The organism is Nisaea sp., from assembly GCF_034670185.1.
In the GTDB taxonomy this organism is placed as follows: Bacteria; Pseudomonadota; Alphaproteobacteria; order Thalassobaculales; family Thalassobaculaceae; genus Nisaea.
Window position 1 is genome coordinate 417,556 of the sequence record NZ_JAXMNY010000004.1, and the last position, 21,674, is coordinate 439,229.

Annotated in this window: 23 protein-coding genes; 13 read left to right on the forward strand and 10 right to left on the reverse strand. The window is 61.6% G+C overall.

The features are described 5' to 3' along the window. The first annotated feature begins 9 nt into the window (after positions 1-9). Genes VOI22_RS18330 through VOI22_RS18350 form a run of 5 tightly spaced genes read left to right on the forward strand, consistent with a single transcriptional unit; the run spans position 10 to position 2,779 of the window. A complete protein-coding gene (locus VOI22_RS18330) occupies positions 10-564 on the forward strand; it encodes a GNAT family N-acetyltransferase (protein WP_323797885.1) in 555 nt (184 codons plus the stop codon). Next, positions 561-1,304: a 1-(5-phosphoribosyl)-5-[(5-phosphoribosylamino)methylideneamino]imidazole-4-carboxamide isomerase gene (hisA, locus tag VOI22_RS18335; RefSeq protein WP_323797886.1), complete on the forward strand. Its 744-nt coding sequence runs from the start codon at positions 561-563 to the stop codon at positions 1,302-1,304. The genes VOI22_RS18330 and hisA overlap by 4 nt, the downstream gene beginning before the upstream one ends. Then, positions 1,304-2,065 carry an imidazole glycerol phosphate synthase subunit HisF gene (hisF, locus tag VOI22_RS18340; protein ID WP_323797887.1) on the forward strand — a complete coding sequence of 254 codons (762 nt, stop codon included), beginning with the start codon at positions 1,304-1,306 and terminating at the stop codon, positions 2,063-2,065. Before hisA ends, hisF begins: the two co-directional genes overlap by 1 nt. Then, complete coding sequence (locus VOI22_RS18345; protein ID WP_323797888.1) at positions 2,062-2,382, forward strand: phosphoribosyl-ATP diphosphatase; 321 nt, start codon at positions 2,062-2,064, stop codon at positions 2,380-2,382. The genes hisF and VOI22_RS18345 overlap by 4 nt, the downstream gene beginning before the upstream one ends. Before the next feature lie 31 nt (positions 2,383-2,413). After that, positions 2,414-2,779: a histidine triad nucleotide-binding protein gene (locus VOI22_RS18350; protein WP_193172375.1), complete on the forward strand. Its 366-nt coding sequence runs from the start codon at positions 2,414-2,416 to the stop codon at positions 2,777-2,779. Between the two features lie 9 nt (positions 2,780-2,788). On the opposite strand, the gene VOI22_RS18355 is transcribed toward VOI22_RS18350, so the two are convergent. Then, on the reverse strand, positions 2,789-3,187 hold the full coding sequence (locus VOI22_RS18355; protein ID WP_323797889.1) for a DUF427 domain-containing protein: 399 nt from the start codon (positions 3,185-3,187) through the stop codon (positions 2,789-2,791). A 300-nt stretch (positions 3,188-3,487) separates the two neighbouring features. Here VOI22_RS18355 and VOI22_RS18360 point away from each other — a divergent pair, with 300 nt between their 5' ends. The 3 genes from VOI22_RS18360 to VOI22_RS18370 all read left to right on the forward strand — a co-directional run bounded on the left by VOI22_RS18360 (position 3,488) and on the right by VOI22_RS18370 (position 7,251). Next, on the forward strand, positions 3,488-4,750 hold the full coding sequence (locus VOI22_RS18360; RefSeq protein WP_323797890.1) for a pentapeptide repeat-containing protein: 1,263 nt from the start codon (positions 3,488-3,490) through the stop codon (positions 4,748-4,750). Positions 4,751-4,826: 76 nt separating this feature from the next. Next, on the forward strand, positions 4,827-6,350 hold the full coding sequence (locus tag VOI22_RS18365) for a YifB family Mg chelatase-like AAA ATPase (protein WP_323797891.1): 1,524 nt from the start codon (positions 4,827-4,829) through the stop codon (positions 6,348-6,350). Positions 6,351-6,423: 73 nt separating this feature from the next. Beyond that, on the forward strand, positions 6,424-7,251 hold the full coding sequence (locus VOI22_RS18370) for a DNA/RNA non-specific endonuclease (RefSeq protein ID WP_323797892.1): 828 nt from the start codon (positions 6,424-6,426) through the stop codon (positions 7,249-7,251). A 4-nt stretch (positions 7,252-7,255) separates the two neighbouring features. Here the strand turns inward: VOI22_RS18370 and gshB are convergent, their stop codons facing one another. The 5 genes from gshB to rsmI form a co-directional block, all read right to left on the reverse strand. Beyond that, positions 7,256-8,194, reverse strand: coding sequence for a glutathione synthase (gene gshB / locus VOI22_RS18375; RefSeq protein ID WP_323797893.1), 939 nt, complete (start codon positions 8,192-8,194; stop codon positions 7,256-7,258). 81 nt (positions 8,195-8,275) lie between these two features. Beyond that, entirely contained in the window at positions 8,276-9,097 is an 822-nt protein-coding gene (locus tag VOI22_RS18380) for a transglutaminase-like domain-containing protein (RefSeq protein WP_323797894.1), read from the reverse strand. A gap of 3 nt (positions 9,098-9,100) precedes the next feature. Then, a complete protein-coding gene (locus tag VOI22_RS18385; RefSeq protein ID WP_323797895.1) occupies positions 9,101-9,691 on the reverse strand; it encodes a BON domain-containing protein in 591 nt (196 codons plus the stop codon). 9 nt (positions 9,692-9,700) lie between these two features. After that, entirely contained in the window at positions 9,701-10,102 is a 402-nt protein-coding gene (locus tag VOI22_RS18390; protein ID WP_323797897.1) for a YraN family protein, read from the reverse strand. Continuing rightward, entirely contained in the window at positions 10,102-11,004 is a 903-nt protein-coding gene (gene rsmI, locus VOI22_RS18395; RefSeq protein ID WP_323797898.1) for a 16S rRNA (cytidine(1402)-2'-O)-methyltransferase, read from the reverse strand. Before rsmI ends, VOI22_RS18390 begins: the two co-directional genes overlap by 1 nt. Positions 11,005-11,084: 80 nt before the next feature. Between rsmI and VOI22_RS18400 the strand changes: the two genes are divergently transcribed. Further along, a complete protein-coding gene (locus tag VOI22_RS18400) occupies positions 11,085-12,578 on the forward strand; it encodes a penicillin-binding protein activator (RefSeq protein WP_323797899.1) in 1,494 nt (497 codons plus the stop codon). 16 nt (positions 12,579-12,594) lie between these two features. On the opposite strand, the gene hemW is transcribed toward VOI22_RS18400, so the two are convergent. The 3 genes from hemW to rph are packed head-to-tail and all read right to left on the reverse strand — an operon-like array spanning position 12,595 to position 15,169. Then, positions 12,595-13,809: a radical SAM family heme chaperone HemW gene (gene hemW / locus VOI22_RS18405; RefSeq protein ID WP_323797900.1), complete on the reverse strand. Its 1,215-nt coding sequence runs from the start codon at positions 13,807-13,809 to the stop codon at positions 12,595-12,597. Further along, complete coding sequence (rdgB, locus tag VOI22_RS18410; RefSeq protein ID WP_323797901.1) at positions 13,799-14,434, reverse strand: RdgB/HAM1 family non-canonical purine NTP pyrophosphatase; 636 nt, start codon at positions 14,432-14,434, stop codon at positions 13,799-13,801. Before rdgB ends, hemW begins: the two co-directional genes overlap by 11 nt. Positions 14,435-14,437: 3 nt before the next feature. After that, a complete protein-coding gene (gene rph / locus VOI22_RS18415) occupies positions 14,438-15,169 on the reverse strand; it encodes a ribonuclease PH (protein WP_323797902.1) in 732 nt (243 codons plus the stop codon). A gap of 231 nt (positions 15,170-15,400) precedes the next feature. On the opposite strand from rph, the gene hrcA reads away from it, so the two are divergent. Together hrcA and grpE are read left to right on the forward strand one after the other, a co-directional pair. Next, complete coding sequence (gene hrcA, locus VOI22_RS18420) at positions 15,401-16,447, forward strand: heat-inducible transcriptional repressor HrcA (RefSeq protein ID WP_028466245.1); 1,047 nt, start codon at positions 15,401-15,403, stop codon at positions 16,445-16,447. Between the two features lie 119 nt (positions 16,448-16,566). Continuing rightward, positions 16,567-17,190: a nucleotide exchange factor GrpE gene (grpE, locus tag VOI22_RS18425; protein ID WP_323797903.1), complete on the forward strand. Its 624-nt coding sequence runs from the start codon at positions 16,567-16,569 to the stop codon at positions 17,188-17,190. A gap of 53 nt (positions 17,191-17,243) precedes the next feature. Here the strand turns inward: grpE and VOI22_RS18430 are convergent, their stop codons facing one another. After that, the gene (locus VOI22_RS18430) at positions 17,244-18,131 is read right to left on the reverse strand and encodes a DUF1848 domain-containing protein (protein WP_323797904.1); all 888 of its coding nucleotides are present in this window, start codon (positions 18,129-18,131) and stop codon (positions 17,244-17,246) included. Between the two features lie 178 nt (positions 18,132-18,309). Between VOI22_RS18430 and dnaK the strand changes: the two genes are divergently transcribed. Both dnaK and dnaJ read left to right on the forward strand, forming a co-directional pair. Beyond that, complete coding sequence (dnaK, locus tag VOI22_RS18435; RefSeq protein WP_323797905.1) at positions 18,310-20,253, forward strand: molecular chaperone DnaK; 1,944 nt, start codon at positions 18,310-18,312, stop codon at positions 20,251-20,253. 125 nt (positions 20,254-20,378) lie between these two features. Beyond that, a complete protein-coding gene (gene dnaJ, locus VOI22_RS18440; RefSeq protein ID WP_323797906.1) occupies positions 20,379-21,503 on the forward strand; it encodes a molecular chaperone DnaJ in 1,125 nt (374 codons plus the stop codon). Positions 21,504-21,674 lie beyond the last annotated feature (171 nt).

The following is a 21,674-nucleotide window of genomic DNA, read 5'->3' on the forward strand; positions in this document are numbered from 1 at the left end:
GAGGGCGGCATGGACGACAGCGGCTCTGAAACACAGCTTCCGGCAGCCCCCACGGTCGAGATGCTGAACGAATTCGGCCCGGGCGATTTGCAGGATCTGTCTGATGCGGCCGAGGCTGCGATCATTGACGGTGGCGGTTTCGGCTGGATCTCGCCGCCGCCGCGGGAAACGCTGGAAGCGTTCTGGCGCGGGGTTCTGTTGATTCCCGAGCGTGATCTCTTTGTTGGCCGGATTGACGGTGTGATTGCCGGGTCCTGTCAGATCCAGAAACCGGCACGGAACAATGAGGCGCAGCGCCATACCTGTAGCCTGACCACTACCTTTGTCGCGCCCTGGGGTCGGGGGCATGGCCTGTCCCGGGACCTGGTCGAGATCGCGGAAAATCATGCACGGGACGAGGGCTTCAAGGTGCTGACGCTGGATGTGCGTGAAACCCAGCATGCGGCGATCCGGCTTTATGAACGGCTTGGCTATGTCCGTTTCGGCAGCCTGCCGCATTATGCCTATGTGCGGGACGGGTTCGTCTCCGGGCACTTCTATTACAAGGAATTGGACGCGGCATGATCCTGTTTCCCGCCATCGATCTGAAAGGCGGCCAGTGTGTGCGGCTGCTCAAGGGCGAAATGGATACGGCGACGGTCTTCAATGACGACCCGGGCGCCCAGGCGCGGCTGTTTCAGGATGCCGGGTGTGGCTGGGTTCATGTGGTCGATCTGGACGGCGCCTTTGCCGGAGAGACCCGGAACGGCGAAGCCGTCGACCGCATTCTCGCGGCCGTCGATGTGCCGGTGCAGCTCGGTGGCGGTATCCGCGACATGGCGGCAATCGATGCCTGGCTCGAAAAAGGCGTCGCCCGTGTCATTCTCGGCACCGTGGCCCTGCGCGACCCGGAGCTTGTGAAAGCAGCCTGTGCGCGCCATCCGGGCCGCATTGCGGTCGGCATCGATGCCCGCGACGGCATGGTCGCGGTCGAGGGCTGGGCCGAAACCTCGACCCTGTCGGCCGTCGATCTTGCCCGCCGTTTCGAAGGCTGCGGTGTTGCCGCGATCATTTTCACCGACATCGATCGGGACGGCGCGCTCGGCGGCGTCAACGTGGCGGCGACAGCCGCTTTGGCAAACGCGATCTCGACGCCGGTGATTGCCAGCGGCGGCGTCGCCTCGCTGGAGGATCTGGCGGCACTGAAGGCTGCCGGTGCGCCGGGTATCGCTGGTGCGATTTCAGGCCGGGCGCTCTACGATGGCCGGATCGATCTGGCTGAAGCGGTCGCTCTATTGGCCGCGCCCGACGTGGAGGCCGTCTGATGCTGACAGCGCGCGTTATCCCCTGTCTCGACGTCAAGGACGGCCGTGTCGTCAAGGGCGTCAACTTCCTCGATCTGGTTGATGCCGGCGATCCGGTGGAGCAGGCCAAGATCTATGACCGCGAAGGCGCGGATGAGCTCTGCTTCCTCGATATCACCGCCAGTCACGAGGAACGGGACACCTTGTTCGATGTTGTCGGCCGGACGGCGGAACAATGCTTTATGCCGCTGACTGTCGGCGGCGGCGTTCGGACGCTTGAGGATATTCGCAAACTGCTGCTGGCCGGGGCCGACAAGGTGTCGATCAATACGGCGGCGGTGAAAGACCCTGATTTCGTGCGGCGCGCGGCGGAGAAATTCGGCAGCCAGTGCATCGTTGTGGCGGTGGATGCGAAAAGCGTCGGGCCGGACAAGTACGAGATCTTTACCCATGGCGGGCGCGAGGCGACCGGTATTGACGCCGTGGCCTGGTCCCAACGCATGACCGAGTACGGTGCGGGCGAAATCCTGCTGACATCGATGGATCGGGACGGCACCAAACAGGGCTTCAACCTGCCACTGACACGGGCAATTTCAGATGCGGTGAGCATCCCGGTGATTGCCAGCGGCGGCGTTGGCACGCTGGAGCATTTCGCAGAAGGTATTCTCGAAGGCCATGCCTCGGCGGTTCTGGCCGCCTCCGTGTTCCATTTCGGTACTTTCCGCATCGCTGAAGCTAAAGCGGCGATGGCGAAGGCCGGTATCCCCGTGAGGCCGCAATGAGCGAGCATATTCTGGACAGGCTCCACGCGGTCATCGACTCCCGCAAGGGCGCCGACCCGGATAGCTCCTACACTGCGAAGCTGTTCGACAAGGGTCCGAAAAAGATCGGTCAGAAGGTCGGCGAGGAAGCCGTCGAGGCTGTGATCGAGGGCGTTGCCGGGGACCGTGACGGGCTGACATCGGAGAGCGCCGACCTGCTTTACCATCTGCTCGTGCTTTGGAGCGCGACCGGGGTGAAGCCGGAGGATGTCTGGTCCGAACTGGCGCGCCGCGAAGGTCTGTCGGGGATCGAGGAAAAGGCAAACCGCTCCGAGTGAGCGCCAGCCGATTGGGAGTGGGGGAAGTTCTATGTCCTATGATGAGCAGAATATATTCGCCAGGATCCTGCGCGGCGAAATTCCGAACAAGACTGTCTATGAAGACGATCATGTTCTCGCCTTCGAGGATATCCAGCCCCAGGCGCCGGTCCATGTCCTGGTAATCCCGAAGGGCCCCTACAAGACAATGAACGAATTCTCGGAGCAGGCGAGCGACGCTGAGATCGTTGCCTGGGTCCGGGCTATCGGCAAGGTGGCGAAGATCATGGAAGCCCGCGAGGATGGATATCGTCTGATCGTCAACACGGGTGAGAATGGTGTGCAGGAAGTCCCGCATCTCCACATCCACCTGCTTGGCGGCCGCCGTCTTGGCCGGATGCTGCAGAAGCAGGATTGAAGCAGGGGGTTATTGCCCCTCCACGATCCGCATGTTGTCGCCCCAGAATGAATAGAGCCCGTTCAGCACCGCGGCAAAGTCCAGGCTGCGATATGCCCAGGCGATTTCCTGCCCTTCCAGTGAAAAATAGTCCGCATCGCCTTTCAGGGGGCAATGCGTGACCTTGTCCTGCCGGGTGAGTGGCACGGTCAGGGACTGCTCCGGCAGATAGAGCCGCGGCTCGTAGGCCCGGCGCCCGATCTCGATCACACGCACCGCATCCATACTGTCCGCGACGAGACGGTCGCCGAAAAAGATACGAACCCTGCGCCCGGCGGGCTGCACCACCATGAAATGATGCGGATTGGCGGGATTGCGGATCGCTCCCTCGACCGGGGCGACGTTGTCGGGCAAATCATTCTCTGCCACAGATATTCTCCCTTGATGACCAAGACTGAAGAACTTGGGTGCGGCGATCCAATCTGCAAGGACACGGATGCGCGAACCGGCGCCCGATTGAGTGGCAAATAAGTCTTTAGGTAGGGGTGATTTAAGGATTAGCTTTTAATCCACACCATAGAGTGTTGATTTTATTGATTGATATGCGCCTTTGGATTGATTAAAGTAAAACTCTAAATAGGAACCAATATATAGACAAAACAGTATCCATTTTTTCTATATGTTGTTGTCTGTTTACCAGACGCTCGAATACTGGCCTGGAATTGCACAATGGTTCTCGATGAACTTCAGCAAGAACTCGACAAAACTGTCTCGAAACACGAGGCGTTTTTGCGGCGCTATCCAGGCGGTGAAATCGCCGATCTGAGGCAGCGCGACCTGCGTGGTGTTCGTTTGCCGGGTGCGGATTTGCGTCAGGCCTTGCTCGCGGGCGCCAACCTGCAGAACAGTATCTTTGCCGGCGCCAATCTTTCGGATGCCCAGATGCTGACGGCGCGTCTCAGCAATTCCGACCTGTCGGGCAGCCGCCTTGTCGGTGCTAATTTGCGGGGGGCCTCTCTCGCCGGCGCGAAGCTGATGGCGGCGGACATGACCAATGCCGATCTGCGGCCAATGAAGCTCCGCGACGTGCATCATGCGATCGAGCAGGTGGCAGACCTGCAGAACAGCGATATGTCCGAAGCGAAGCTGATCCATACCGACCTCACCAATGCCAATCTTTCCGGCGCCGTCGCGGTCAACGCGAATTTCTCCGCCGCAAAGCTGGTCGGGGCCAATCTCCACCATGCCGATCTCAGCCGGACGATCTTCAAGGATGCGGTGCTGCAGAACGCTAATCTTCAGGGCGCTAACCTGACCCAGGCGCAGCTGCGCAACAGTGACCTTTCCGGCGCGGACCTGCGCTCCTGCAATTTTGACGGCGCGGATCTGACCGATGCGGACCTGACCGATTGCCGGATTGCCACCGGTATGGAGAATTTGCCGGAGGATATCCGGCACCGGCTCATCGAGCACTTTCACTGGGTTTCCTCCGGCGGGACCAAAGGCACGCGCGGGGATTTTCGGGATACGGATCTTTCCGGTATGGATTTGAGCGGGACCGAACTCAGCGCGGCGGAAATGTCCCGGGTTAAACTGAACGGCACGAAGCTGAAGGGCGCGTCCCTTCGGCTCGCCAACCTGCAGAACGCCAACCTGACCCAGGCGGACCTGACCCGCGTCGACTTGCGCGGGACCAATCTGAAAGATGCGGACCTGAGCGGCGTGACCCTGGTTTCCGCCCGCCTGTCCCGGATTTCGATCCTGAAACCGGGTACGCTTGAGGTGTTGCGGGAATGGCCGACGGATCTGCGTGGCGCCAAACTGGTCGGTGCGGACTTGCAGCGCGCCGATTTCGCCGGCGCCCTTGTTGAAGATACCTGCTTCGATCATGCGGACGTGACCCATGCCAGCTTTACCGAAGTGGCGGTGCGGTCCTGTTCCTTCCTTGATGTGCGTGGTGGTGACCCCGCCATGCTGGAAGAAAACTCCTAGGCCACATTTGCGGTTCTCCTGAAAACAGGCCAGATCGGCTCATAACCAACCGGGAGATATTCTTGGTGGAGCGGTTATGGTTGCGCGGGTTCGGACGGTGGCGTTTCAGGGGGTCGATACGCTTGATATCGATGTCCAGGTGCATATGGGAAACGGGCTCCCGGCCTTTTCCATCGTCGGGCTTCCGGCCAAGGCCGTAGACGAGAGTAAGGACCGGGTCCGGGCGGCGCTGAGCGCGCTTGGTCTGGCTCTGCCGCCACAGCGCATTACCGTCAATCTTGCCCCCGCGGATGTCACCAAGGAGGGCAGCCACTACGATCTGCCGATCGCCGTCGGAATACTGGTTCAGATGGGCGTCCTTCCAGCCGAGGAAATCGCCGGGTACCTGGTGCTTGGGGAGCTGGCGCTGGACGGGAAGTTGACGGAAGTTTCGGGGATATTACCCGCAGCACTCGGGGCGGTTTCCCGTGGAGTCGGTATCATCTGCCCGGAAAAGGTCGGTCCGGAAGCCGCCTGGGCCGGGGATCTCGACGTGCTGGCACCACGAACGCTGCTTTCCCTGATCAACCATTTCAAGGGCAGTCAGGTGCTCACCCCGCCCGAGCCCGCAGGGGCTGAGGAGCCGGGCCTGTTCCCCGACCTTGCGGATGTGAAGGGTCAGGAAAGTGCCAAGCGGGCGCTCGAGATTGCAGCAGCCGGGGGCCATAACCTGTTGATGACCGGGCCACCCGGTGCGGGCAAGTCGATGCTGGCCGCCCGGTTGCCGGGACTCTTGCCGCCGCTCGACGCGCGGGAGGCGCTTGAGGTCAGCATGGTGCGCAGCGTCGCGGGCGACCTGAAGGGCGGCCGGATATCGCGCGCCCGTCCGTATCGCGATCCGCATCATTCCAGCAGCATTCCGGCGCTTGTCGGCGGTGGTTTGAAGGCCCGGCCGGGGGAAGTCTCCCTCGCGCATTGCGGCGTCTTGTTTCTGGACGAGCTGGCGGAATTCCCGCGCACAGTGCTGGATTCACTGCGGCAATCGATCGAGACCGGGCAGGCGGTTGTCAGCCGGGCAAATCACCGGGTGACCTATCCGGCTCGTTTCCAGCTGATTGCGGCAATGAACCCCTGCCGGTGCGGCTATCTTCCCGACCCGGCTCAGGCCTGTGGCCGGGCGCCTAAATGCGGGCTCGATTATCAGGCGCGCCTCTCCGGCCCGTTGCTCGACAGGTTCGATCTGCGTATCGAGATTGAGCCGGTATCGATCCAGGAGCTGGGGCAGCCGCTCGATGCCGAGCGGTCGGAGACGGTGGCCGCCCGGGTGGCTGCTGCCCGTCGGCTCCAGCGCCGCCGGTTCGAGGGTGTCGAGGGTGTCTCTGGCCGGGTCAATGCGGACCTCGGCGGAAAGCTGCTTGAGGAGCATGCCCGGCCCGATCCGCCGGGACAGGCGCTGATGGAGGAGGCTGCCGCCCGCCTTGCTCTGTCGGCCCGTGGCTATCACCGCATATTGAGGGTTGCCCGGACCATCGCCGATCTTGAGCAGTCAGGGCCGATTCGACGGCACCATATAGCCGAGGCACTGGCCTATCGAGGCCTGGTGCTGAAAAGGGCCGCGTAAAGAATATATTTCTACTCAAACGAGTGAATAATATGATATTCGATCGTATCGATAACCATCGGTGCGATTGTTTATGCGCTCTCTTCGCTTGTTGCATGCCCGGGTCCTTGCAGCCGCCCTGCTTCTTGTTCTCTTGCCTGTTTCGGTGCTCCGGGCGGAACCGCTGGATCCCAACTGCTTCCAGCAATGCCCGATCACGACGACGGACAATCGGGTGGTGATAAGGAGCAGCCACACGCTCTCCAACAACGCCGCAACGAAGTTCGCAGACTGGGTAGCCTATGAAGTCGTGCCGGCGGATATAGGCAGGTCACAGCGCCGGGTCTGGCGCCCTGACCCCCTGTTGCCGGAAGATGAGACCCTGGAGCCGGCAGACTATAAGGGCGCGCACAAGGCGTTGAAAACGGATCGGGGCCATCAGGCGCCGCTTGCCAGTTTCACGGGCGCTTCGGGCTGGGAGGCGACGAATTATCTCTCGAATATCACGCCGCAGAAAAGCGCTCTCAATCAGGGTCCCTGGAAAGAGCTGGAGGGGGCGGTCCGGGCTTTGGCAAAATCCGGAGCGGGAGCTGTTCATGTGATCACTGGGCCGCTTTATGAGCGCGATATGCCGTCCCTTCCGCAAGCGGACGAGCCCCATCGCCTGCCGAGTGGATACTGGAAAATCATTTCCCTGCTGGGCGGGCGCGCGACGGAAGTCGCCGGGTTCGTTTTCGATCAGGAAACACCGCGCAAGGCTGACTTTTGCGATACGTCCTATGCGGTTCCAGTCCCTGAGATTGCCAGGCGATCCGGGCTGACATTTGCTCCGGGGCTGGCAAGCAGTTCCGCCGCAAAGGTGCGGGCGCGTCTCGGTTGCGCGGCGGTCGCCTCGTCGTCCGAGGCGGCGCCGCGCAGTTGAGGGGTCAGCGTTTGGACTCGATGGCGTCCCAGAGCTCGGTCTCGATGGAACGGCCCTCGAAACGGCCGAGTTCCTGCAGGCCGGTCGGCGAGGTCACGTTGATTTCCGTCAGATAGTCGCCGATCACGTCGATACCGACGAAGATCAGCCCCTTCTCGGCCAGGGTCGGGCCGATGATCTCGCAAATCTCCGCGTCGCGCTTGGTCAGGCCGATCTTCTCCGCCCGGCCGCCAACATGCATGTTGGAGCGCGCTTCGCCAGCAGCCGGCACCCTGTTGATGGCACCCACCGGCTTGCCATCGATCAGGATGATGCGTTTGTCGCCCTGCCGTACTTCAGGCAGATAGCGCTGCACGATCACCGGCTCGCGATACATTTCGGTAAACAGTTCCAGCAGCGAGTTCAGGTTCTCGTCGCCGGGCTTCAGGTGGAACACGCCAGCCCCGCCATTACCGAACAGCGGTTTGACGATGATGTCTTCATGCTCGGCCCGGAAAGCCTGGATCCGTTCCCGGTCATGGGTGATCAGGGTCGGCGGCATGACATTGTCGAAATGGGTGACGAACAGCTTTTCCGGCGCGTTCCGGACTTCCACCGGATCGTTCACCACCAGTGTTTTCGGATGGATATGTTCGAGGATGTGGGTCGCGGTGATGTAGGACATGTCGAAAGGCGGGTCCTGGCGCATCAGCACGACGTCCATCTGGGAGAGGTCAATCAGCTCGGGCGCGCCCAGCGTGAAGTGGTTGCCCGCTTCGCGGCGCACGTCGAGAGCCCGGACACGGGCCATCACCTTGCGGTCCTGGAAGCTGAGGTCCTTCGGCTGGTAGTGGTACAGCGTGTGGCCGCGCCGTTTGGCTTCAAGTGCCATGGCGAAACTGCTGTCGCCGTTGATGTCGATATGTTCGATGGGATCCATCTGGATGGCGACGCCGAGACCCATTGCTTCCTCCGTCAGGTAAGCGCTTTTTACGAGCCGGGACTATGTGGTGATCCGGCATGCCGGATCAACCGGATTTCCGGCTCAGTTCAATTGACTTTCAAGAACTTGAAGAACCCGCGTGACATCCACGCGCTCCGGCTCGCGGATATTGTCCCGGGTCAGGAAGTCGCGCAGGCAGCTGATTGCCGCCCTGCGTTCTCCCTTGCGGGCCAGCAGCAGACCCTCCTCGCGCAGCAGGCTCGGAATGCCGGGCGCGAGCAGCCGCATGTCGCGTATGACCTGCAGGGCAGGCTCCAGTTGGCCATCCCGCAGCAGGCGCAGCTTTATGTTGTTTTGAAGGCGCAACAAAATGTTGAGATCGCTGACATCGCTGTAGTGGTCTTGGCTGAGTTCGGCGTTCGCCCCCTGAAAATGGGTGAGCAGATCGCGCAGGGCGCGGGCATCGAGGGTGACGCCGCCGTTGAACGGGTCGACAATGGCGCGTCCGCCGTCCCATTGCAGCCGGATCAGGAAATGGTTCGGGAAATTCAGTCCGCAGGCCTCCAGCCCGAGCGCGCGGGCTGTCGCGATATAGAGAATGCCGAGTGAAACCGGCAGGCCCTTCCGCCTGTCAATCACCCGGATCAGGTTCGCGTTTTGCGGATCGTCGTAGGTTTTCTGGTCGCCCTCATAGGCAAATTCGCCAGCGATTGTCTGACGCAGGGCGGAACTTGGATCATCGGCGGATAAATTCGCCGCCGTCTTGGCGATGGAGGCCAGATGGTCGTGATACTGGTCCAGCGGCACACCGGGGCGATCCAGCGAGGCGAGCAATAGAGCGGCTTCGCCGAGATCGCCATCGGTCAGGCCTGACTGGCCGAACCGTCTGAGTGTGGCGCGGGTGGATTCCGGGTCGGGGGCCATGATTTACGGGGCGCCGCGGATACGCACATAGCTGATGACATTGCGGACATATTTGAGATTGCGCGCATGATTGACGACGCGCAGATGTTCCGCATTGTCCTGGGCCGTTCCGAAGATATAGACGGTGCCGTTGACCGTATCGATGTCATAGTTGATCGACTGGACCGCGCCATCGAACAGAAGCTTTGTTTCAAGCTGGGTTTCGATCCAGGTGTCGCGCGCCTTGTCGATGATGTCCGAATTGTCGACGACCTGAATTTCGTTGATCACCTCCCGGACACCATCGGCCTTCCAGGCAAGCCGCGCTGCTTCAATCCGGTCTTCCGGTTTCGCCACCGAGCCGGTCAGCAGGACGCGCCCGTCTTTGATGGAAAGCCCAACCGCGGAAAACAAATCGACATTGCTCTGGAACAGATAGTGATTGATCTCCGTACTGAGGGCGATGTCCTTGGCCGTTCCCTCAAGCCCGCGTTCCGACTGGCTTGCAGTTGCGGCGGTCGCTCCAGCACCGATGGCGACGCCGACGGGCGTGCAGGCGCCAAGCCCAAGCGGGGCGAGCAGGAGAAGCAGAATGAAAACGAGGCGATGCATCATCGGGTCACTCTATCGGTTGGGATCGACGGTCCAAGCATTCTGAATATGGCGAGGAATGCGCCAGTGTGCCACTGCGAAGAGGTCGAATCTAAGGCAATGGTTCGAGAGCCGGCTATCTCCGTGCTGGACCCAGAGGGCGGCGCGTTCGAGGCGTCGCCGTTGCGACATCGAAACGGCCTCGAGCGCCGCCGCTTCGGTTGGCCTTGCCTTCACCTCAATGATGGCGAGGACGCGGCCCCGCTCGGCGAGAATATCGATCTCTCCGACCTTCGTGCGCAAGCGGCTCGCCAGCACCCTGTAGCCTTTCAGGCGGAGGATCAGACGGCAGGCCCATTCGGCCAAGGCACCGTAGCGGAGGGCGCGGCGTTTGCGTTCCCTTTGGTTGCCCGGCTTTCCGCTCAGGTGGGACATCACCCGGCACCGTCCTTCAACTGCACGGCCCGGTCATAGAGCGTCTTGCGGGGCAGCCCGGTCTTCGCCGCTATTTCCTTTGCCGCATCCTTGACCTTCAGCCGGGTGAGGGCTTCCGTGAGCATGGCGTCCAGATCTGCTTCCTCGATCACGTCGTGCTGTTCCGGAGGGCCGAAAAGCAACACGGCCTCGCCCTTCGGCGGCTCGGTTTCCGCATAGTGGCGGGCGAGATCTTCAAGACGGCCCCGGTTCACATCCTCGAACCGCTTTGTCAGCTCCCGTGCGACGGCCATGTCCCGGGGCCCAAGAATTTCAGCGGCCACAGCCAGGGACTCGGCCAGCCTGCGCGGCGCCTCAAAAAATATCAGCGTGGCGCGCAGTCCGGAGACCTCTTCCAGAATACGGCGGCGTTCGCCCTGCTTGGTCGGCAGGAAGCCACCGAAGAAGAATCGGTCTGTCGGCAGTCCGGAGATGGAAAGCGCCACGATCGGTGCCGCCGGGCCGGGCACCGACGTTACCGGCGTGCCCTGGGCGGCGGCTTCGCGGACCAGCTTGTAGCCCGGATCGGAAATGGTAGGCGTACCGGCGTCGGTCACCAGTGCAATGCTTTTGCCCCCGGCAAGCAGGCGGAGCAGTTCGGGGCGGCTGCGCTCCGCATTGTGATCCTGGTAAGCGAGCATGCGGGCCTTGATGGCGAAACGCTGCAGCAGGCGCCCGGTGAGCCGTGTGTCCTCGCAGGCGACAATGTCCGCCGTGGCGAGGGTTTCCAGTGCCCGGCGCGAGATATCGCCGAGATTGCCGATTGGCGTGGCAACCAGAATCAACCCCTCGACAGGGCGTCCCGGGGCCTCGACAAGAAGCTCATTTTCCGGCTCTGGCGCTGGGGTTACAGCAGGGGTCACAATGGTGCCATCTTGCAGCGGTTTACTCTCGTCGCCGGCTTGATTAGCCTTTGGCGCCAAAGAGCGGGAGGAGATCTGAGGTGTACGAGTCTTCATACCGTACCGAAAGTGACTGGAGCGACAGTCGAGTTATGGGAGGAACCGGGCGGTTTCTCCAAGCCCTTTTCGCCAGCGCGGGTGGGGCCGGCCGACTTTGTCTGCTTCTGGTCTGTGTCGCATTGACGGCTTGCCAGACGCCGAATCCCCTTGCAGGCTTCGGGCAGCAGTCCAGCACTGTGCCTGCTGCGACAAGGGAGCCGCAACCGATCACCCCGCCGTCGGGCGTGGCGGGAACGGGTGCCGAGGCACCGGGTGCTGGCAAAGGGCCGGTGGTTCCCGAGACCGAGTTGTCGCTCGAGACTCCTGCCGTGCCGTTGCAGCTGGTTGAACCGGAAGGGTCGACTGTTGGCGTTGCCATGTTGCTGCCATTGAGCGGCGCCCGCGCTTCGGTTGGGCAGAGCATGCTCGACGCCGCGCAGATGGCGGTGTTCGACATTGCTGGCAACGATTTCAACCTAATGGTCTACGACACGCAAGGCACGCCCGAAGGTGCTGAGGACGCGGCCAAGCTCGCCGTTGCGGATGGGGCAAGGATTGTGCTCGGGCCGCTCTATGGGCGCTCCGCTGCCGCCGTCCGGCCGATTGTCGCGGCTGCGGGGATCAATGCCGTTGCCTTTTCCAACGACCGCACCGTGGCCGGAACACCGGTTCACCTGATGGGCCTGATGCCGGAGCAGCAGATCGAACGGGTGATCCGTTATGCCGTTCAGCGCGGGTACCGGCGGATCGGCTTGTTGCTGCCGCATGGCGGATATGGAGATCTGGTACTGGAAAGCGCCCGCGCCTCCGCCATCGCGTCCGGGGCCGAGATCACCCGGATTGCGTATTACGATGCTCTGGCCAGTGACTTCACCGAGACTGCCCGGTCCTTTGCCGAGTATGATAGCCGGCGGGAATCCCTGAAGATCCAGAAGGATGAGCTGGCAGGCCGGACCGATGAGATTTCCCGGCAGACCCTCGCGCGTCTGGAGGCGATGGATACGCTTGGCGATCCGCCCTATGACGCGATCCTGATCCCGGAAGGCGGCAATGTGTTGCGCACGATCGCACCGCTGCTCGCTTTCTACGATGTCGATACACGGCGGGTGAAGCTGCTTGGAACGGCACAATGGGAAGACCCGAGCCTCGGCACGGAGCCGAGTCTTGTTGGCGGCTGGTTCGCTGCTCCCCCGTCTCTTTACCGGGAGAATTTTGCGGTGCGGTATGAGGCTGCCTTTGGCAAGCGCCCGTCCGGACTTGCTGCACTTGCCTATGATTCAATTGCGTTGACCGTCTCGCTGCAGCGCGGTGAGAACGGCGCTAACTTTGGCGGCGCGGCCTTGATGTCCAAAGGCGGTTTTGTCGCGCTAAACGGCCTGTTCCGCTTTGTCGAGGATGGTACAAATCAGCGTGGACTTACGGTCTTCGAGATCGGCGACAGGGCGCTTGATGTGGTTGACCCGGCGCCGGAGCAGTTCACGGATCTAACGAACTAGGCTCCGGGATTGAGGATCAGGCCTCGTCTCCGAGCCGCTCGGTCAGCGCGGCGATGACTGCGTTCAGCCGCTGCCGCCCTTCCAGGGTCGCGGCAAGCCGGGTGTGCGGCGGCTCTATGTAGCCAGCGGCTTCCAGGTCCGAGAGCAGGCCAGCGCCGAACAGCGCCTCAAGATCGCGTCCGGCCTCCTGTTCCAGCCGGTCTTTCTCGATACCGTCGCGCAATCTGAGACCCATCATCAGCATTTCAGTCAGGCGTCCGGTTCGGCCGACAACTTCGTCCTCGGCAATGCCGTGACCCTGCTTGCTGACGCGGTCGAGCCAGATGGCAGGTGCCCGCACTGTTTGGATCGCTTTCGTAATGACCTGACTGTCAGCACCGTCGGTCCGTATCCGGGAATGGGCGCCTGGTCCGACGCCTGCATAGTCGTGATATCGCCAATAGACCAGATTGTGCCGGGACTCATCCCCGCTGCGGGCATGGTTGGAGATTTCGTAGGCCGGCATGCCTGCCAGCTCCAGCGCTTCCTGCGTCGCTTCGTAGAGCGCAGCTTGGGAATCGTCCTTCGGCAGTTTGATTTCGCCCTTTGCGTGGCGGGCGAAGAACGGGGTCTCAGGCTCAATGGTCAGCTGGTAGAGCGAAATGTGATCGACGGCGAGATCCAGCGCTTCTTTCAGCTCTTTGAGCCAGGCCGACACCGTCTGTCCCGGCCGGGCATAGATCAGATCGAATGACATGCGCTCGAATGTGTCCCGGGCGATACCGATCGCGCGCCGGGCTTCCGCTGCATCATGCGTACGGCCGAGGAATTTCAGATCCGCGTCGTTCAGCGCCTGGATACCGAGGGAGACCCGGTTCACGCCGGCTTCCCGGAAAGCGGCGAATTTGCCTGCCTCGACCGAGGTCGGGTTTGCTTCGAGGCTGATCTCGACCTGGTTTGTCCAGGGCCAGAGCCGTCGGATCTCGGAGATCACCGTATCCACCGTCTCCGGCTCCATCAGCGAGGGCGTGCCGCCGCCAAAAAAGATGCTGGAAACCGTGCGTTCCGGTGCCAATGCTTTGAAATATCTAAGTTCTTCAGTCAGCGCCGCGCGCCAGCGCGCATGATCCACTTTTGCGGAAACATGACTGTTGAAGTCGCAATAGGGGCATTTCGAGAGACAGAAGGGCCAATGCACATAGACCCCGAACGGCTCTGCCGCAGCAGCGTGGAGCCCGGTTTTATCCGGCACCGTTCGTCGCCTGGTCGAGGCCGACCTGCTTCAGAAGCTTTTCGAAAGCAATGGCCCTATGGCTGACGGAATGCTTCCAGGCTGCATCGACCTCGCCGAAGGTCTGGTCGTGGCCCGTGGGCACGAACATCGGATCGTAGCCGAAGCCATTGTTTCCGCGCGGCGGCCAGACCAGATCGCCGTGAACCCGGCCTTCGACCGACTCCGTATGACCGTCCGGCCAGCAGATGGTCAGGGCGCAGACAAAGGCGGCGGAGCGGTCATTGTTTCCGCTGGCTGCCTGCTTCTGTAATTCGTCTTCGACCTTTTGCATGGCTATGGCGAAGTTTTTCTCCGGTCCGGCCCAGCGGGCGGAATAGATGCCGGGATTGCCATCGAGCGCCGTAACACTCAGTCCGGAATCGTCCGCCAGCGCGGGCATGCCGGAGCCTTCGGCCGAGGCCCGCGCTTTCAGTTCCGCATTCTCGATGTAGGTTACGCCGGTTTCCTCCGGCTCCGGCAGACCGAGCTCCCCGGCCGACACCACCTCGATTCCGAGCGGGCCGATCAGAGCGCGGATTTCCCGGAGCTTGCCCTGGTTGTGACTGGCAATAACCAGCTTGGTCTCGGAGAAGGTACGGCCCATGGATCAGCTCCCGATTGCGGCTTTCTGCAGGTCCACCAGCTCACCGATGCCCTTGCGTGCGAGGCGCAGCATATCGGTGAAAGCCGCATCCTCGAACGGCTCGGCTTCGGCGGTGGCCTGGATTTCGACGATGCCGGCTGTGCCGGTCAGCACGAAATTGGCATCGGCTTCTGCATTGGAGTCTTCAGGGTAATCGAGATCCAGGACCGCTGTGCCCTGATAGATGCCGCAGGACACGGCCGCGACATGGTCTGTCAGCGGGATGTCCTTGAGGGCGCCGAGCTTGACCAGTTTCTGCAACGCGAGATGCAGGGCGACGAATGAGCCGGTGATTGCGGCTGTTCGGGTTCCGCCGTCGGCCTGCAGAACGTCGCAATCGACTTTGATCTGGCGCTCGCCCATGGCCTTCAGGTCAGTGACCGCGCGCAGCGAGCGTCCGATCAGGCGCTGGATTTCCTGGGTCCGGCCGCTTTGTTTTCCGCGCGCCGCTTCCCGGTCGGTCCGTGTATGGGTCGAACGGGGAAGCATGCCGTATTCGGCGGTTACCCAGCCGGAGCCGGAATTGCGCAGGAACGGAGGGACCCGATCGTCGACCGAGGCGGTGCAGAGCACGTGCGTGTCGCCGAATTTGACGAGGCAGGACCCCTCGGCATATTTGGCAAAGCCCGGCTCAAGCGAGACCGCGCGCATATGGTCGGCGCTGCGCCCGGAAGGGCGTTTGGCTGTTCCGGTCATGACAATACTCCTGTTTTCCGGCCATCACGTGGCCCAGGCGGTGCGAGTCTGCACCAGCCATTGAATGTGTCTGTTCGAAAGCGCGCGCAACCTACTATCGGGTCCGGGATGCGTCCATGACTTTGCTTGGCACGGGGCTTGGCACGGGCCCGGATGCGGGAAAGGGGGTGCCATGCATTCTGCCGCATTGACGGGCAGGGGGGCGCTCCCTAGATTCCAGCCATGGAACATATGTCAGGTATCGGTGCACTCAACGCCCGTTCGCGGGAAATTCTGCAGCACATTGTCGATACATATGTCGAGACCGGCGAGCCGATCGGCTCGCGCACCATTTCCCGGCGTATTGGCGACGTGCTGTCCCCGGCCACTATCCGCAATGTGATGGCGGACCTCGAAGAAGCCGGCCTGCTCTATGCCCCTCATACGTCTGCAGGGCGGCTGCCGACGGACCGTGGTCTACGCATCGTGGTCGACGGGCTGCTTGAAATTGGCGGTGATCTCACCGAGAGCGAGCGCGGAACGATAGATTCCATGCTCGGCGCCACCGGACGCGGCTACGATGAAGTCCTTGAGGAAGCGACCAGCGCGCTTGCCGGCCTCTCGGCCTGCGCCGGGCTGGTGATTTCCCCGAAATCTGACCCGTCCCTGCGCCACATTGAATTCGTGCCGCTGACGGCCGGCCGGGCGCTGGTGGTGCTGGTTAATGAGCTTGGCCTGGTGGAAAACCGGGTGATCGAGCTGCCGCCTGAAGTGCCGGCCTCGGTTCTGGTTCAGGCAACGAATTTCCTGAACACTCGCTTCCACGGCGCCTCGATTGATCAGGCGCTCAAGGATATCAAGGCGGAGATGGAGCAGCGCCGGAGCGAGCTGGACGAGTTGACGGCGCGGGTGGTCGAGAATGGCCTTGCCCTGCTTGCCGGTGGTGGACCTGATAGCGGATCGCTGATCGTGCGCGGCCAGTCCAAGTTGCTCGACGATGTGAATGCGGTCGAGGATCTGGAGCGGATCCGGCTTCTGTTTGATCAGCTTGAGCAAAAGCAGGGCATGTTGCGGCTGCTGCAGGCGACCGGGGATGCCGACGGGGTGCAGATTTTCATCGGCGCCGAGAACCAGCTATTCGATCATACCGGCTGCTCGATGATCCTCTCGCCCTACCGGGATACGAAGAAACGGGTGGTCGGCGCTATTGGCGTGATCGGTCCGACCAGGATGAATTACGCCCGCATCATTCCCATGGTCGATTATACGGCCCGGCTGATCGGTCGTGTCATCGGTTGATTGCGAGGCCCAGCCGGGGTAAAGCAGGCTCTGCAGGCCCGGAATGATTGATTTCCCGTTCCGGCCGCCCACATTTGGGCCTGACTTTCAGGATCTACAGACGAGAAAGAGCCGGGATTATGGCCGAAGACGACAAGAAAACAGAGCAGCACGCCAATCAGGACGCGGAGCCGCTGGTCAATCCGGATGACGGCATCATCGACATGGACGCCCTGACAGGCGGTGAAGCGTCACAGGAAGCGGATGCGGATTCCGATGAGGATAGTGAGGCCCAGCAGCTGAAAGACCAGCTGATGCGGACTCTGGCCGAGCTCGAAAACACGCGGAAGCGGGCGGAGCGTGACATCGCCCATGCGCGCAAGTTCGCCATTACTGATTTCGCGCGTGACCTGCTCAGTGCTTCCGACAATCTCCGCCGCGCCGTTGAATCAGCGCCGGAAGACCGGGACGAGCTGGATATCACACTGAAGAACCTGGTGATTGGCGTCGAGATGACCGAGAAGGAAATGCTCGGTGCGTTCGAGAAGCACGGCATCCGCAAGATCGACCCGATGGGCGAGAAGTTCGACTACAACCTGCATCAGGCGATGTTCGAGGTTCCGGATGCGAACAGTGAGCCGGGCACCGTGGTTCAGGTAATGCAGCCGGGTTACGTGCTGCAGGACCGGTTGTTACGTGCCGCGATGGTCGGGGTCTCGAAGAGCCCCGAGGCGCAAAAGGAACATGTCGACACAACGGCCTGACTTCAGATTGCAGGCCTGACCACAGAGCTGGGGCCTGATTCCAGAATTGGGGCCTAGCCGACCCGCGCCGGAAGCAAAGTTTCTCCGGCGGGGTCGTGGTTCTTCAGAGCATTCTTTGCCCGCTGCCGGTTTCCGACCGCGTAGCAATAGACGCAGCCGTGCGGGCAACTGTCGTAGCCCCCGATATCGCGGGATTCCGCACAGAGGCAGCCCGGGCGGTTGCCTTTCTGGCGGGACTTGAACGGCTGTCCTGCAATATCCACCAGACGTTCCGCGTCGATGCATCTTGCGGGCTTCAGGCCATCGGTGAGCAGGGCCGGCTGGGAGCAGAGCGTTGCTGTCATGCCGACGTCAGCCGCAAGAGCGGCAAGATCACCCAGCAATGCGATCTTCTCGTCCTCCGCCGGATCCCACCATGTGAAATCTGCGCGTTCGGCACTGTCATCCGTGTTCCGGCGGGTCTTGCGATAGATATGCGCGGCCGAGAGCGTGACCTCGTCGACGGAGCCGCGCAGCGTGGCGGCAAGCGCGGCAAAATTCTCGCGATGAAAATCGGCAGGCGTCAGGCTGGACCAGAACACCGGATCATAGCGCCAGACTACGGCGCGCGGCCCAAACCGATCCGCCAGCGCTCTGATATCGTCGAGCGCCGTTGTTACCGGGGGTACACTGGTTTCAAGCGCCGTGGGGTACCCCGTCACAGTATATTGCACCACGAAAGGCACGCCGTTCCCGGCAAGCCAGCCAAAAATGTCGCGCGCGGGCCGGGCATTTCTGGTCCAGAATACAAACCCGTCGACATCCTTTCCCGTCAGGGCGACCCGTGACGGCTTGCCTCCATAAGGATTGGGCACGACTGCATATCCGGCATCGAGCCTGGCCCGCAGCCAGTCACTGTAAAAGGCAGGGATATCGGTCCGGTAGCTTGCTGAAATGATCATCCGGGCGCAGATTCTCGAAAAATGATGGGTTTCATCCACATTCTGATGCGAAATCCTATTCCACTTGGTTGCAGCGCGGCCAGACCCCGCCTATATAGCGGGTTGCCAAACACACCAATCGGGAACGGATGCGGCGCTTTCATAAGGCCGCTGGCGTTTGCTGAAGGATGAGGAAAACATGAGCAAAGTAATCGGTATCGACCTCGGGACCACGAACTCCTGTATCGCGTTCATGGACGGCAAGGACGCGAAAGTCATTGAAAACGCTGAGGGCGCGCGCACCACGCCGTCGATGGTTGCCTTCGCTGAAAGCGGCGAACGGCTCGTCGGTCAGGCTGCGAAGCGACAGGCAGTGACCAACCCGGAAAACACCCTGTTCGCGATCAAGCGCCTGATTGGCCGCCGGTTCGACGACAAGGCCTCCAAACGCTTCAACGATCTCGTTCCTTACGAGGTTGTCGCTGGCGAGAACGGCGATGCCTGGGTCCAGAGCCGTGGCGAGAAGTACAGCCCGAGCCAGGTTTCCAGCTTCACCCTTCGTAAGCTGAAGGAAGACGCGGAAGCTTATCTCGGCGATACGGTCGACCAGGCCGTGATCACGGTGCCTGCCTACTTCAATGATGCCCAGCGTCAGGCGACCAAAGACGCCGGCAAGATCGCTGGTCTTGAAGTCCTGCGCATCATCAACGAGCCGACGGCAGCCGCGCTGGCCTATGGCCTCGACAAGAAAAACACCGGCATTATCGCGGTCTATGACCTTGGTGGTGGTACCTTCGACGTTTCCATTCTTGAAATCGGCGATGGTGTGTTCGAGGTGAAGTCGACCAACGGCGACACCTTCCTCGGCGGTGAAGACTTTGACCAGCGGGTCATCGATTATCTCGCCGACGAGTTCAAGAAAGAGAACGGCATTGACCTGCGCAAGGACAAGCTTGCGCTGCAACGTCTGAAGGAAGCCGGTGAAAAGGCCAAGATCGAGCTCTCCAGCTCGATGCAGACGGAAATCAACCTGCCCTTCGTTACCGCGGATCAGAGCGGTCCGAAGCACCTGAACATCAAGCTGACCCGGGCAAAGCTCGAAGCGCTTGTGGACGATCTGGTGCAGCGTACGGTCGACCCGTGCAAGGCGGCTCTCAAGGATGCGGGCGTCAGCGCCGGCGAGATCGACGAAGTGATCCTGGTCGGCGGTATGACCCGCATGCCGAAGATCGCGGAGACGGTGAAGAGCTTCTTTGGCCGTGAGCCGCATCGCGGCGTGAACCCGGACGAAGTCGTGGCGCTCGGCGCGGCGATCCAGGCCGGCGTTCTGAAGGGCGATGTCAAGGACGTCCTGCTGCTCGACGTGACCCCGCTGTCGCTCGGCATCGAGACTTTGGGCGGTGTCTTCACCCGTCTGATCGATCGCAACACAACGATCCCGACGAAGAAGAGCCAGACCTTCTCTACGGCTGAAGATAATCAGACCGCGGTTACCATCCGGGTGTTCCAGGGTGAGCGCGAGATGGCGGCGGACAACAAGGTCCTCGGCCAGTTCGATCTGGTCGGTATCCCGGGCGCTCCGCGCGGCATTCCGCAGATCGAGGTCACCTTCGACATCGACGCCAACGGTATCGTCAACGTGTCCGCCAAGGACAAGGCGACCGGCAAGGAGCAGCAGATCCGCATCCAGGCGTCCGGCGGTCTGACCGACGACGATATCGAACGGATGGTTCAGGAAGCGGAAGCCAATTCCGAAAGCGATAAGGCCCGGCGCGAGAGTGTCGAGGTGAAGAACCAGGCCGATAGTGCGATCCACGGCACGGAGAAGATGCTCGCCGATCACGGCGACAAGATCTCCGAGGAAGACCGCCGCGAGATCGACGAGCAAATGGCTGCCTTGAAGACAGCCATGGAAGGTGACGACGTCGCCGACATCAAAGCCAAGATGGATGCGCTCCAGCAGGCGTCGATGAAGCTCGGCGAGGCGATGTACAAGGCCTCGCAGGAAGCTGGCCCCGACGCGGCTGCCGGTGATGCTGGTGAGAGTGCCGGTGGCGATGACGGTTCTGCGGCGAGCGACGATGTCGTCGACGCGGACTTCGAAGAAGTCGACGATCAGAACCGCGACAACAAGTCCGCCTGATCCCAACGGTCCGGGCGAAGGAGCCGATGATACAGCGGCATCCTTCGCCCGTTTCCGACCAGGAACGGCAAACGGCAGATAGCTTTGCCGGACTGCCGACACCGTTGCGGGGACGATGACGCGCTATGGCTAAAAGAGACTATTACGAAGTTCTGGGGGTCGAACGCGGCGCTTCGGATGCGGAAATGAAATCCGTTTACCGCAAGCTGGCGATGCAGTACCACCCGGACAGAAATCCCGATAATCCCGAAGCTGAAGCCAAGTTCAAGGAATTGAACGAGGCCTATGACGTCCTGAAGGACGAGCAGAAGCGGGCAGCATATGACCGCTTCGGGCACGATGCCTTCGAAGGCGGTATGGGCGGCGGCGGCGGTGCTGGTGGCGCCGGGTTCGGTGGCTTTGCCGATATCTTCGACGAGATGTTCGGAGATTTCATGGGTGGCCGTCGCGGTGGCGGCGGTCGGCGTGGCTCGGACCTGCGCTACAATATGGCCATCAGCCTCGAAGAGGCCTTCAAGGGCAAGCAGACCGAGATCCATATTCCCAGCTCCATCCAGTGCGACGAGTGCAATGGTTCCGGTGCGGAAAAAGGCAGCGAGCCTGTCACCTGTACGACCTGTCACGGTCACGGCAAGGTGCGGGCCCAGCAGGGTTTCTTCACCATCGAGCGGACCTGCCCCCATTGCGGAGGTAACGGCACGCGGATTGAGAAGCCGTGCAAGAGCTGTGGCGGCAATGGCCGGGTTCAGAAGGAAAAGACCCTTTCGGTCAATATTCCGGCGGGTGTTGAGGACGGCACGCGTATTCGCTTGAGCGGAGAGGGCGAGGCCGGTCCACGTGGCACGACGCCAGGCGATCTCTATCTGTTTCTCGCAATCGCTGATCATCCGATCTTTCAGCGTGAGGGAGCGGATATCTACTGCCGCGTTCCATTGCCGATGACCACAGCCGCACTTGGCGGCCAGATTGAGGTCCCGACGATCGAAGGCGGGCGTGCCCGTATCACCGTCGGTGCTGGAACCCAGAGTGGCAAACAGTTCAGGCTGAAGGGCAAAGGCATGTCCGTGCTCCGAAGCCCGGCCCGGGGCGATCAATATGTCGAAGTGATTGTCGAAACCCCGGTCAACCTCAATAAGCGCCAGCAGGAGCTTCTCGAGGAATTTGCCGCCGGTCAGAACGAGAAGACCAGCCCGCAATCAGCCGGCTTCTTTGATCGGGTCAAGGAGCTCTGGGACGATCTCAGGGACTGATTTTATCTCAAGAGCACTTCGAGCGTTTGAACGCCGGCCCATTGGGCCGGCGTTTTTCGTATGGCCACGAGGCAGTCAGCTGTACGAGCTATCGCGGTCACGGCAAGGTGCAGGCCTGGCAGCGGTTCTTCACCGCAGGCGTTCTTCACCAATGAGTGGACCGCGCAGTCC